This is a genomic window from Collinsella sp. CLA-ER-H9, from assembly GCF_040092295.1.
In the GTDB taxonomy this organism is placed as follows: Bacteria; Actinomycetota; Coriobacteriia; order Coriobacteriales; family Coriobacteriaceae; genus Collinsella.
In genome coordinates this window covers 80,394-92,318 of sequence record NZ_JBBNLV010000001.1, presented here as the reverse complement: position 1 = coordinate 92,318, position 11,925 = coordinate 80,394, and the positions used below count along the sequence as shown (strand labels likewise).

General features: G+C 59.8%; 10 protein-coding genes. All 10 read left to right on the top strand.

Annotation, left to right across the window (positions count from 1 at the left end):
* Nucleotides 1–104: 104 nt before the first annotated feature.
* The 10 genes from AAAX73_RS00420 to AAAX73_RS00375 all read left to right on the top strand — a co-directional run bounded on the left by AAAX73_RS00420 (nucleotide 105) and on the right by AAAX73_RS00375 (nucleotide 11,925).
* Complete coding sequence (locus AAAX73_RS00420) at nucleotides 105–1,097, top strand: SIS domain-containing protein (RefSeq protein WP_349124712.1); 993 nt, start codon at nucleotides 105–107, stop codon at nucleotides 1,095–1,097.
* A 331-nt stretch (nucleotides 1,098–1,428) separates the two neighbouring features.
* Nucleotides 1,429–2,511, top strand: coding sequence for a DMT family transporter (locus AAAX73_RS00415; protein ID WP_138341689.1), 1,083 nt, complete (start codon nucleotides 1,429–1,431; stop codon nucleotides 2,509–2,511).
* 182 nt (nucleotides 2,512–2,693) lie between these two features.
* On the top strand, nucleotides 2,694–3,617 hold the full coding sequence (locus tag AAAX73_RS00410) for a PTS mannose/fructose/sorbose transporter subunit IIAB (protein ID WP_055252120.1): 924 nt from the start codon (nucleotides 2,694–2,696) through the stop codon (nucleotides 3,615–3,617).
* Between the two features lie 36 nt (nucleotides 3,618–3,653).
* On the top strand, nucleotides 3,654–4,448 hold the full coding sequence (locus AAAX73_RS00405) for a PTS sugar transporter subunit IIC (RefSeq protein WP_006235136.1): 795 nt from the start codon (nucleotides 3,654–3,656) through the stop codon (nucleotides 4,446–4,448).
* A 13-nt stretch (nucleotides 4,449–4,461) separates the two neighbouring features.
* Entirely contained in the window at nucleotides 4,462–5,295 is an 834-nt protein-coding gene (locus AAAX73_RS00400; RefSeq protein ID WP_117848824.1) for a PTS system mannose/fructose/sorbose family transporter subunit IID, read from the top strand.
* Nucleotides 5,296–5,495: 200 nt separating this feature from the next.
* Nucleotides 5,496–6,479, top strand: a complete 984-nt coding sequence (locus tag AAAX73_RS00395; RefSeq protein WP_226790479.1) for an SIS domain-containing protein — start codon at nucleotides 5,496–5,498, stop codon at nucleotides 6,477–6,479.
* Between the two features lie 160 nt (nucleotides 6,480–6,639).
* Nucleotides 6,640–7,269 (top strand): HAD family phosphatase, encoded by a 630-nt coding sequence (locus AAAX73_RS00390; RefSeq protein ID WP_158567269.1) that lies wholly within the window; start codon nucleotides 6,640–6,642, stop codon nucleotides 7,267–7,269.
* Nucleotides 7,270–7,624: 355 nt separating this feature from the next.
* On the top strand, nucleotides 7,625–8,632 hold the full coding sequence (locus AAAX73_RS00385; protein ID WP_349124711.1) for a YitT family protein: 1,008 nt from the start codon (nucleotides 7,625–7,627) through the stop codon (nucleotides 8,630–8,632).
* Between the two features lie 220 nt (nucleotides 8,633–8,852).
* Nucleotides 8,853–9,572 carry a GntR family transcriptional regulator gene (locus tag AAAX73_RS00380; protein ID WP_215674215.1) on the top strand — a complete coding sequence of 240 codons (720 nt, stop codon included), beginning with the start codon at nucleotides 8,853–8,855 and terminating at the stop codon, nucleotides 9,570–9,572.
* A gap of 370 nt (nucleotides 9,573–9,942) precedes the next feature.
* Nucleotides 9,943–11,925: an ATP-dependent DNA helicase RecQ gene (locus tag AAAX73_RS00375; protein WP_349124710.1), complete on the top strand. Its 1,983-nt coding sequence runs from the start codon at nucleotides 9,943–9,945 to the stop codon at nucleotides 11,923–11,925.

Genomic DNA, 11,925 nt, shown 5'->3' with positions numbered 1-11,925 from the left:
AATTTCTAAGACAAATATAGCATACAACTAGTCGACATAACCAAAACATGTATGTAACTTGTATGCCATCGAGAGCATCAAACGAGAAGAAAGGCTGATGCACGATGACTACTCAGGAACAGGTTAAGGATGTCGTCTCCCAGGTTTTGGCTGACAAGGCAGACAAGGGCGGCATCAAGCGCGTCGTGTGGATTGGCGCTGGCGGATCCAACGGCGGCAACTATCCTGCCCAGTACTTTATGGAGCACGAGGCCACGCAGGTCGCGAGCTCCAGCTACACCAGCAACGAGTTCGTGCACGCCACCCCGGCCTACGTCAACGAGAACACCCTGGCCGTCGTCGTGTCCATGCGCGGCACCAAGGAGACCATCGTCGCCGCCCAGGTCGCCAAGGACCACGGCGCCAGCACCATCGCCATCTATGTTGACGAGTCCGGCCTCACCGAGGTCTGCGACTACAAGATCCAGTACGACAGCCTGGCCGTCGACGAGTCCTGCATGGGCCGCACCAACTCCGCCGTCGTGACCATGATCGCCATGGAGCTCACGCAGCAGACCGAGGGCTATGCCGAGTACGAGACCGCTATGGCCGCGTTCGACTTGGTCGACCCTATCTATCGCAAGGCCGTCGAGTACACTCGTCCGCTCGCTGCCAAGTGGGCCGAGCAGAACGCCGACAAGCCCTGCATCAACGTCATGGCTCAGGGCCCGCTCTTTGGTGCCGCCTACGTCTTTAGCATCTGCAACGTGCAGGAGATGCTGCAGATCGACTCCTGCACCATCAACACCTGCGACTTCTTCCACGGCCCCTTCGAGATTCTGGACAAGCGCACCTCGCTGTTCCAGCTCATCAGCGTCGGCCGCAGCCGCTGCAACGACGAGCGCGGCATCCGCTTCGTCAACCAGTACGGTGGCGAGCGCGTCTATCAGCTCGACGCCAAGGAGCTCGGCCTCAACGACATCAAGGATAGCGTGAGCGAGTACTTCAACCACCTGATCTTTGCGCCGATCCTTAACAACGTGTACATGCGCGCGCTCTCTGCCGTCACCCACAAGGACTACATGACGCGTCGCTACATGTGGAAGCTGGATTACTAGGGGATATTGGTTCCGCCGTTCTACCGAACGGCGGACCGGCCGACGCTGCGCACCCGGCATTTGGCCAATCTGCCGTTCAATTTCAAAGGCGCGACCAGAAGGTCAGCGCCTTTTCATTTCACGGCACCTTGGCTCAAATGACGGGCGCTCGCTGACATTGCCAAAACGTCGGCGTTGCCGTGGTTGGCACTTGGGGACGTTTCTTTTGTGCTGGCACTTGGGGACACTCCTGGGAATCATTTCCTCGTTCGCCGATTTGTGTCTTGAAAAATGTATATAACGACTATAACGTAGTGTGAAACATATTGGAAACAATACCGAGGAGGCTGCGTTGAAGAAAAGCAATCTGGGCTATGTGCTGGTGCTGGTCGCCGCGCTTATGTGGGGCAGCATCGGAATCTTTGTAAACGGCATCTCGGCCATGGGCGTCTCGTCCCAGAGCATGGCTGCCTTTCGCTTGTTGGTCGGAGCGCTTATCTTGGCGCCGGTCCTGATGTTTATGGGCTGCCGTCCGGGTGAGGGGTCTACCGTGGCTCAGGGTCCGCTGGCCCTGTTCAAGGCAAGCCCTAAAGAGCTTGTTCCCTGCGCGCTTGTCGGTATCGTCGGTTTGGCCGCCGCCAACACCTGCTATTACGAGTGCATGGGCGAGGTGGGCATGTCCACGGCCTCGGTGCTGCTCTACACCTCGCCGGTGTTTGGCGTCATGCTCGGTCGCGTGCTTTATCGCGAGGACGTGACCCCCAACAAGCTCGTTGCCATTGTCTTCAACATCGTTGGCTGCGTGCTTGCAGTGACCAATGGCGACCTTTCCGGTTTTCATTTTTCGGTTTGGGGCGTCACGTCGGGCGTGATTGCGGGCCTTTGCGGTGCGTCGCTCGCGGTGTTTAGCCGGATAGCAACTAAGACGGTCCACCCGCTGGCTGTCACGTTTTGGGGCTTTGTTTTTGGCGGTGCGGTTATGGCAGCTATCGCGGCTCCGTGGCCGGATGTCGCCGCGGCGATGTCGCCACAGCTGCTGCTGCTGTTCCTTGGCTTTGGACTCATCCCCACAGCCGTGGCTTACATCTTATATATGCAGGGTCTGTCCATGGGGCTCGAGACATCGAAAGTTCCCGTCGTAATGTCTTTCGAGACGGTCGTCACCGTACTGGTGGGCATTGGTGTCTATGCCGAGCCCGCCGGCGCGATCAAGGTTCTGGGCATTGTGCTGGTGCTCGCGTCCATCCTGATCATGAATACCGACTTCTCCAAGCTGCGCAACAGCGTGTTTGTCGGTCATGTCGTTGAGAGCATGACCTTTAAGCCCAACGCGTGGTGGACGGAGAAATCGCAGGACATGGATCTGTTTAAGGAACGCACTGGCATCGCGCTGGAGCCCACCGTGCAGGAAAGCCCCTGGTACTTCGTGCGATAGGGGATTGGCGAGGCGTCTGATCGGGCGTCGCCAAGGCAGCGCCGACCTACCCTGCACCAACGTTTCGATCGCGTTAAACCCGTCAACGGTCGATTTTCACCCGCGAACGGTCTTTATACTAATTAGCAATATAAGCAACGTATAAGACGTTATAATGACCATAACGAAAAGGAGGAGGCAAGATGAATCAGATCATTCTCGCATCTCATGGCGGCCTGGCCGCAGGCGCCAAAGACACGCTCGAGATGGTTCTCGGCGACGTGTCGAACGTCCACGTCGTGTCGCTTGCTCGTGACGACAAGGAGCCCATCACCAATAAGGTGGACGCCATGATCGCCACGTTCAACGCGGACGACACCGTCTATGTGCTGACCGATATGCTCGGCAGCTCGGTCAACAACAACATGGTCGAGCTTTCCAAGAACGGCACGAAGTTCACGGTTGTCAGCGGTTTCAACATCCCGCTGGCGCTCACGCTCGCTATGAGCCCCGTTCCCGTCAAGGGCGCCGAGCTCGCAGCCCTCATCAACGAGGCCCGCACCGGTCTGACCAACCCCAACGCACCGGTCGAGGCTGCCGCGGCTCCCGCCAAGAAGGCCAAGGCGTCCCGTCACAGCTCCGGTCCCGCCAAGATCGTCCTCGCACGTCTTGACTACCGTCTGCTGCACGGCCAGGTCGTCTTTACCTGGACCACCAAGGTTCAGGCCGAGCGCATCATCGTCGTCGACAACGCTGCCGCCAACGATGACATCAAGAAGGGCGCTCTTAAGCTGGCCAAGCCTCAGGGCGTGCGCCTGAACGTCTTCACCGTCGAGCGTGCCCTCGCCAAGATGGACAAGCTCAACACCCTCGGCGAGCGCGTCATGTTCGTCTTTGGCAACACTGCCGAGATGCTGCAGTTCTGCCAGGGCTACAAGCTCGACGCCATCAACCTGGGCGCCACCGCCAACCACGACGGTGCCGATCAGGTCGGCGGCAAGGACAGCTCCGTCTTCCTCGACGCCACCCAGAAGGCCGACGTCAACCAGCTGCTCGACATGGGCATTAAGCTCTACGTCCAGCAGACCCCTACGTATCAGAGCGTCGACATCGACGCCAAGCTGTAATCAACCAGGCTTTTGCCTGACTGAAAGGAGAAGGGTATGAATACGTTCATCAGTGCGGTGCTCGTCGGCCTCGTCGGCGTGTTCTGCATGTGGGACTCCCGCCTGCTCGGTCGTCTTAACTTCGAGCAGCCCCTCGTTGGCGCTACGCTCGTCGGTCTGCTGCTGGGCGATGTGCCCACCGGCCTTGCCGTCGGTGCCGCCGTCGAGCTCGTGTCCATGGGCCTGGTGCAGGTCGGCGCCGCCGTTCCGCCCGATATGGTCCTGGGCGGCATCGTGGCCGCTGCCTTTGCGTGCCTGACCGATGCTTCCGCCGAGACCGCCATGACGATCGCCATCCCGGTCGCCGTCCTGGGTCAGCTCCTCGGCATCGTGTTCCGTTCCATCATCGCCGCCCTCACCCATGTGGCAGATAGCGCGATCGATAACGGAAAGTTCAAGACCGCCTACCGTATGCACATCTGCGCCGGCTCCGGTCTGTACGCCGTCATGTACTTCCTGCCGATCTTCCTCGCCGTCTTTGTTGGCACCGACCTGGTTCAGGCCATCGTCAACATGGTTCCCGAGTGGCTGTCCACTGGTCTTAACGTTTCGACCAAGATCATGACCGCCTACGGCTTGGCCCTGCTGCTCACCATGATGATCAAGAAGGGTATGACTCCGTTCCTGTTCATCGGTTTCCTGCTCGCCGCTTACCTCAACCTGTCCGTCATCGCGGTCGCTCTGATCGGTGTGTGCCTGGCTGTCGTCTTCATGGGCTTCAAGTTCAACGGTTCCCATGCAGCCGCCGGTGTCGATTCCGACTACGATCCGCTCGAAGACGACGAAGACTAAGGAGGAACACACTATGGCAACCGCAACCAAGGACGTGTCCCTGAACAAGAAGGTCAGCCAGTTCTTCTGGCGCTCCTGGGCCATCCAGGCCTCTTGGAACTACGAGCGTCAGATGAACATGGGCTTCCTCTACGGCATGGTTCCCACGCTCGATCGCCTCTATCCGGATGAGTCCGACCCCAAGCAGCTCGCTGCTAAGAAAGAGGCTTACCACCGTCACATGGCGTTCTACAACTGCACCCCGCAGACGAGCGCTTTCATCCTGGGCCTCGCTGCCTCCATGGAGGAGGAGTACGCCAAGGATCCCGAGAACTTCGATCCCGATTCGATCAACGCGGTCAAGACCTCCCTCATGGGTCCGCTTTCCGGCATCGGTGACTCCTTCTTCCAGGGCACCATCCGCGTTATCGCCTTTGGCCTGGGCGTTCAGCTGGCTCAGCAGGGCTCCATCATGGGCCCGATCCTGGCCATGCTCATCTCCATCGTCCCCTCTGTGCTGATCACTTGGTTCGCAGCCAAGATGGGCTATCAGGGTGGCCACGAGTACCTGAGCAAGCTTCAGGGCGGCGACCTCATGGAGAAGCTCATGTATGTCTGCGGCATCGTGGGTCTTATGTCCGTGGGCGGCATGATCGCTACGCTGATCGGCGCTACTACCCCGCTGCAGTTCGCTGAGGGTACCGTCGTGATCCAGGACATCCTGGACGGCATGATGCCCCAGATGATCTCCCTCGGCCTCACCGGCCTTATGTACTGGCTCATCAAGAAGAACGTCAACACCGGTTGGCTTCTCGTGATCGCCATCGTGGGCGGCATCGCCCTCTCCGCGGCCGGCATCCTGGCCTAGTCGCGACTAAGCGCCTAACCGCTTTCCCCCGGGGGCCTGCCTGGCATCCCATACCCCAGGCAGGCTTCCATCCCCAATAATGTGACAAAGGGACAGTTCCTTTGTCGCATCCTCAACGGGCCGGCGACTCGGTCCAAACCACGGTAACCCTGCGAGCGCCCGGCAATGTGGCGCCGCAAAAATCGAAAGGAATGTGTCAGATGTACGAGATCGACCTTAACCTCCCTAAGCAGATCGTCGCTGACGTCCTGTCCAACCACGAGATCCACAGCGTCGCCTTCGTCGGCTGCGGCGCTTCCATGTCCGACCTGTACCCCGCCAAGTACTTCCTGGCCAACAACACGGACAAGCTGAACGTTCAGATCTTCACCGCTAACGAGTTCAACTACGACACGCCCTCCTGGGTCAACGAGCACACCTTCGTGATCACCTGCTCCCTCGGTGGCTCCACGCCCGAGACCGTCGAGGCCAACAAGACCGCCAAGAAGCACAACTGCCCGGTCGTCTCCCTCACCAACAAGGCTGGCTCCGCTCTGACCGTTGACGCCGACCACGTCATCGTTCACGGCTTCCACGCCAACTACGCTGCCAAGTGCGAGAAGCCCGGCTATGCTATCGCTCTTGCTCTCGAGATCCTTCAGCAGACCGAGGGCTATGACCACTACGAGGACATGATCACCGGCCTCACCAACATCTTCGATCTCTGCGAGAACGCCGCTCAGCACTGCAAGAAGCTCGCCAAGAAGTTCGCCGAGGACTTCAAGGACGACAAGATGATTTACTTCATGGCTTCCGGTGCCTCCGAGAAGATGGCTTATTCTCACGCCGCCTTCCTGTTCACCGAGATGCAGTGGATCGACGCCGCCGCCTACAACACCGGCGAGTACTTCCACGGCCCGTTCGAGGTTTCCACCGAGGGTAAGCCCTACGTCTTCTTCATGTCCGATGGCGCCACCCGTCCGATGGACGCCCGCGCCCTCACCTTCCTTGAGCGCATGGGCGCCAAGGTCGCTCTGATCGACTCCAAGGACTACGGCCTGGCTGACGCCGTGCCCGCGAGCGTCATCACCTACTTCAACCCGCTGCTGCACCTCGCCGTTATGCGTGAGTACGGCAACCAGATCGCCGAGGCCCGTCAGCACCCGCTGACCATGCGTCGCTACATGTGGAAGCTTTCCTACTAATCACAAGTAAGTAGACCTTACGGGTTGATTGAGAGGGGATGGGGTTTGTGCCCCGTCCCCTTTTTTGCTCTGGGGAGGGCGTGTTCGTCGTTCCATAAAACCCCAGATAAAACCTACCAAAATAAACCTGTCCCTTTTTGGCAGGTGGGAGGAGATGCGTATGATCAAGGCAGTGCTGTTTGACATGGACGGCGTGCTGGTCGATACCGAGTGGTTCTACAACCGTCGCCGCGTGGCGTTTATGGAAGAGAAGGGGTTCCACTTTGACGAGATTCCCGATCTTTCGGGGTCTAACGAGCCCGCCATTTGGGAGGCGCTGGTGCCCGACGATATTGAGCTGCGCGAGCGTTTGCGCGTGGAGTACAAGCAGGTCTATAGCCCGGACCATCCCGTTCCGTATGCCGAGCTGCTCAACGAGCAGACGGAGCCGGTGATGCGCGAGCTGCACGAGCGTGGCGTGAAGTGCGCTATCGCGAGCTCGTCCTATCGCGAGCTCATCGACGAGCTGGTGGAGATTGCCGGCATCGCCGACGTGCTAGACTACACCATCAGCGGTCACGAGTGCAGTGCGTTTAAGCCCGATCCCGAGATCTACCTGCGTGCCATGGAGGCGTTGGGGGTGGAGCCTACCGAGTGCCTGGTTATCGAGGACTCGCCTTTGGGTATCGAGGCCGGCAAGCGCTCCGGCGCCCGCGTCCTGGCGCTGCGCCCGCACGAAGGCGTCAACCTGGACCAGTCCGCCGCCGACGCTATCATCGACAACCTGACCGACATTTTGACTGCTCTGTAGCGTCGATTCACCGCAAGAAGCACGGGTTCAAACGTTTTTTGCGGTGGACTGGCTCAATTTGGTTTCGATTTTGATCTGTTTGGCTTCGATTCGGGCTAAGTGAGTAGGCTTTTTGGCGCAGGCCGAGCACAATGCATATTTTCCTTTGTAAAACCGCAGGTCACAGAGGCGGCGGTTTTGGGTGTGTTCTGCAGGCCGCGCAAAGTCTACTCACTTGTAATTTGGGCCTTTGGTCGTGGGGGTTGCTGGTCCCGCTTTGGTTGTCGAGGGAGGGTGAATTGAAGCGCCCCCGCACGCTCCATGCTACAATCGCGGGCATGCCCCACAACCACATCTGCCTTCGAAAGGAGCCTACGTGGCGAACGCCATCGATCAGCTCGCGGACCGCGTGCTCATGCTCGGCCGTCTCACCATCGTTCGCCGCGCTATTACCGCCGTGGCGGTCACAATTTCCGCCGTCCTCCAGACATTCCTGATCCAGGCGTTCATTCAGCCCGCCGACCTGCTTCCGAGCGGTCTTACCGGCGTCGCGGTCCTGCTCGATCGCGTTACCTCGCTGGACGGCGTTCACATCGACATCTCTCTCGGCATGCTTGCGCTCAACATCCCCGTGGCGCTCCTATGCTGGAGTGGCATTAGCAAGCGCTTCGTCATCTTCTCGATGATGCAGGTCGTGCTCTCATCGCTGTTTCTCAACGTCTTTCACTTCGCGCCGTTTTTGGGCGACAAGATTATGCTCATCATTTTTGGCGGCGTGGTCTCGGGTCTGGGCGCTGCCATCGCGCTTAAGTCCGGCGCATCCACCGGCGGCACCGACTTTATCGCGCTGTGGGTTTCCAACCACACGGGCAAGACCATCTGGGGCGTCATCTTTGGTTTTAACTGCTTTATCCTGGCGATCTTTGGCTTTATGTTTGGTTGGGACAAGGCGGCGTACTCCATCGTGTTCCAGTTTATTTCGACCAAGACCATCGACAGCTTCTATCGTCGCTACGACCGCGTAACGCTGCAGATCACGACGCGCAAGGCGGACGAGGTCATGACCGCCTATGTTGACCATTTTCAGCATGGCATTAGCTGCGCCGAGGTCATCGGCGGATACAGCCGCGAAAAGATGTACCTGCTGCACGCCGTTGTCTCGACTTACGAGAGCCAGGACATTATCAAGCTGGTGTGCGACATTGATCCCGGCGCCGTGATCAATGTGTTCCACACGCTCAACTTTGTGGGCGGCTGGTGGGGCGGTCATGTCGACGAGCCCATGCCCACGGCCGTTCCCGATCCCGACAAGCCCGCACGCATGGCCAGCAGGCAGGCGCGCCTCAGCGAGCAGGACAGCCTGCAGCAGGACGACGGCAAGTAGGGTTTTGGCATTTTGCCGGCCTGGCGCAATCCTGTCCGCTTGAGCCTCCCGAAAGCCTCGCTGCTTTCGGGGGGCTTTCGTTTGCCCAGATAAAACCTACCAAAATGAAGCTGTCGCTTTTTGGTAGGGAGGGTGTATCGTTTTATCAATATGAGGTAACATGAAACTAGACGTTATATACGTATTAGTTATTTCAATATTTCGATAAGAATGGTCAGATATGCCCGCGCCCAAAAATGCACCGCTTTACCAGCAGATTTACGACGAAATCAAGGATGCGATCGAGAAAGGTGTTTATGCACCCAAGGAGCGTATTCCGTCCGAGCTTGAACTAGCCGAGCAGTACGAGGTGAGCCGTATTACGGTGCGCCGCGCTGTCGAGGAGCTGTGCTCCGATGGCTACCTGGTTAAGCAGCAGGGCCGCGGCACCTTTGTCTCCACGCCGCACATCAATCGCCAGTTTCACGCCTCGACGCTGCAGACGTTTACCGCGCTGTGTGCCGGCAACGGCATGAAAGCCGGTGCGCACGTGATCGATCGCCAGATTGTGCCGGCGCGTCAAAACGAGATGGAGTTCTTTGGCCTGCAGAAGGATGCGCTGCTGCTGCATATCAAGCGCGTGCGTACGGCCGACGGCGAGCCCATCTTTGAGGAGAACATCTTTGTGCCGTTTGATGCTTACCGTGAGCTGTTGACGGCCGATCTTGAGGACAAGTCGATTTTTGCCGAGGTCGAGCGTGTTGGCGGAATCCCGATTGTCTCGGTTGGCTACCGTACGGTCGAGGCCGTTCGCGCCAATGCCGAGCAGGCGGCCGAGTTGGGCATTGCTCCGCACGATCCACTACTCAACCTGCGTGCCGGCTTTACTGGTCCCAACGATGAGCCGGTCCTGATGGGTAAGCAGTACTACGTGGGATCGCGCTACGTTATGGTGATGTAAGTTACGCGGTTTTACCAAACCGCGTAACGGGCCGACGCTGCAAGCCCGCCAGAGCGGCAATCTGCCTTTCAACTTCGGCGGCATGACCAGAAGGTCAATGCCGCCTTGTTTCAAGGCACCTTGCTCGCTCTGGCGGGCTTTCGCTGACATTGCCAAAACATCGACTACCCGCAGAATGAGCGTGGATAATCTCCCGTTTTTGGTTTGGTGAGGGGCTCAAAGTGGGAGATTATCCACGCTCATCCGGAAAGTGTCCAAAAATCCCACGCTCGTTCGCCTTGGATTGCATCGCCCGTGGCCGGCAGCCGCGCGGCACCGGTCCGCGTGGCGGCGTATAATCGGCGGCAGATGACTTGGACGTTAGGAAACCATGACCGATAGCATGCAGCAGATGGCGCTCGACACGCTCGGCGCCTATTTTGGCTACACCTCGTTTCGCCCGGGACAGGACCGCATGGTCGATGCGATCCTTGCCGGTCGCGATGCGTTGGGTGTTATGCCCACGGGCGCCGGCAAGTCCATTTGCTACCAGGTGCCCGCGCTCATGCTGCCCGGCATCACCTTTGTGGTGAGTCCGCTGCTGTCGCTTATGGAGGACCAGACCCGTGCGTTGCTCGCGGCGGGTGCGCGACCCAGCTATCTCAACTCCAGCCTTACCCCGGCCCAGCAAAACACCGTGCTCAAGCGGGCGCGCGAGGGCCGCTATCAGCTTATGTACGTGGCGCCCGAGCGCTTGCTTGAGCCGCGTTTTTTGGCCTTTGCGCAGGAAGCTGCGGCCGAAGGCGGCATCGGCGTGCCGCTCGTGGCCATTGACGAGGCCCACTGCGTGAGCCAATGGGGCCAGGATTTCCGCCCCGCCTACCTGCAGATTCGCGAGTTCATCGATTCCCTGCCGCAGCGCCCTATCGTGGCAGCCTTTACCGCTACGGCGACCGAGCGTGTGCGCGCGGACATTCAGCAAATGCTCGGCCTGCAAAACCCCGCGACGGTGGTGACGGGCTTCGATCGCAAGAACCTCTACTTTGGTTGCGAGGAGATGGGCGACAAGGCCAAGACCGCCTGGGTGCGCGACTATGTGATTGCGCATTCGGGCGAGAGCGGCATCGTGTATTGCTCGACCCGCAAGACGGTCGACGCGCTGGCAGGCGAGCTTGCCGAGGCACTGGGCCCCAGCGGCATTCGCGTGGGTCGCTACCATGCCGGCATGGGCAACGACGCCCGCCGCCAGAGCCAGCGTGCCTTTATCGACGACGACATTCAGGTGATGGTTGCCACCAACGCCTTTGGCATGGGCATCGACAAGCCCAACGTGCGCTACGTGATCCACAACAACGTGCCCGAGAGCATCGAGGCATACTACCAAGAGGCGGGCCGCGCCGGCCGTGATGGCGACCCGGCAAGCTGCCACTTGCTGTGGAACGGCAACGATTTTCGCATGCGCCGCTTTCTGATCGACCGCGGCGATGCTGCCGATGAGGCGCTTGACGACGAGCAGCGCGCGTGGGCGCTCCAGAATCGATATCGTCTGCTCAGCCAGATGGAGGGCTACTGCAATACCACCGGTTGCCTGCGCGAATACATGCTGCGCTACTTTGGCGACGAGGCCGCGGCCGAGCATACTGCCGCGGCTGGTGCGGGCGGCACCGCCATGGACGAGGCCGACGGCTGCGGCAACTGCAGCAACTGCCTCACGCAGTTCGAGGTCGAGGACGTCACCGATATGGCCCGCGCCGCTGTGCGCTACGTGGCCGCGCGACCCATGCGCTTTGGCAAGTCGCTGATCGCCGACGTGCTCCACGGCGGCAACACCGAGCGCATTCGCCAGATGCATCTGGACGAGGACCGCGGCTACGGTGAGCTGTCGAGCGAATCGGTCGGGCGCATCAAGGACATCATCGGCCAGCTGTGCGGCCGCGGTTACCTGGCCACCTCGCAGGGGCAGTACCCGGTCGTGGGGCTGGGCCCGCGCGCCGGCGAGGTCGAGGACGAAGCGTTCGCCTTTACCGTTAAGCGTCGCGCGTCCAAGCGCAAGACCTCGGCTCGCGCCCACCGTGCGGTGGATCTGCTGCGTGAGGAGGCCGAGCTGGATCAGCGCCCGCGCGTGGGTGACGATGCCGAGCTGTTCGAGCGCCTGCGTGCCCTGCGCAAGGAGATTTCGACCGAGCTGGAGATGGCACCGTACATGGTCTTCTCCGACAAGGCTCTGCGCGGTCTGTGCCGCCTGCGCCCGCAGACGCGCGACGAGCTTATCCAGGTCAACGGCATCGGCGAGAAAAAGGCCGACGCCTTTGGCGAGCAGTTTATGGCGGCGATTGAAGAGTTTGAGTCCGAGCATGCACGGAATGGAGCATAA

Excerpts from the sequence above, each read along its gene's own strand:
- AAAX73_RS00405 (WP_006235136.1), top strand. The coding sequence starts at position 3,654 with ATGAATACGTTCATCAGTGCGGTGCTCGTCGGCCTCGTCGGCGTGTTC.
- AAAX73_RS00380 (WP_215674215.1), top strand. The coding sequence starts at position 8,853 with ATGCCCGCGCCCAAAAATGCACCGCTTTACCAGCAGATTTACGACGAA.
- AAAX73_RS00390 (WP_158567269.1), top strand. The coding sequence starts at position 6,640 with ATGATCAAGGCAGTGCTGTTTGACATGGACGGCGTGCTGGTCGATACC.
- AAAX73_RS00400 (WP_117848824.1), top strand. The coding sequence starts at position 4,462 with ATGGCAACCGCAACCAAGGACGTGTCCCTGAACAAGAAGGTCAGCCAG.
- AAAX73_RS00395 (WP_226790479.1), top strand. The coding sequence starts at position 5,496 with ATGTACGAGATCGACCTTAACCTCCCTAAGCAGATCGTCGCTGACGTC.
- AAAX73_RS00420 (WP_349124712.1), top strand. The coding sequence starts at position 105 with ATGACTACTCAGGAACAGGTTAAGGATGTCGTCTCCCAGGTTTTGGCT.
- AAAX73_RS00375 (WP_349124710.1), top strand. The coding sequence starts at position 9,943 with ATGACCGATAGCATGCAGCAGATGGCGCTCGACACGCTCGGCGCCTAT.
- AAAX73_RS00410 (WP_055252120.1), top strand. The coding sequence starts at position 2,694 with ATGAATCAGATCATTCTCGCATCTCATGGCGGCCTGGCCGCAGGCGCC.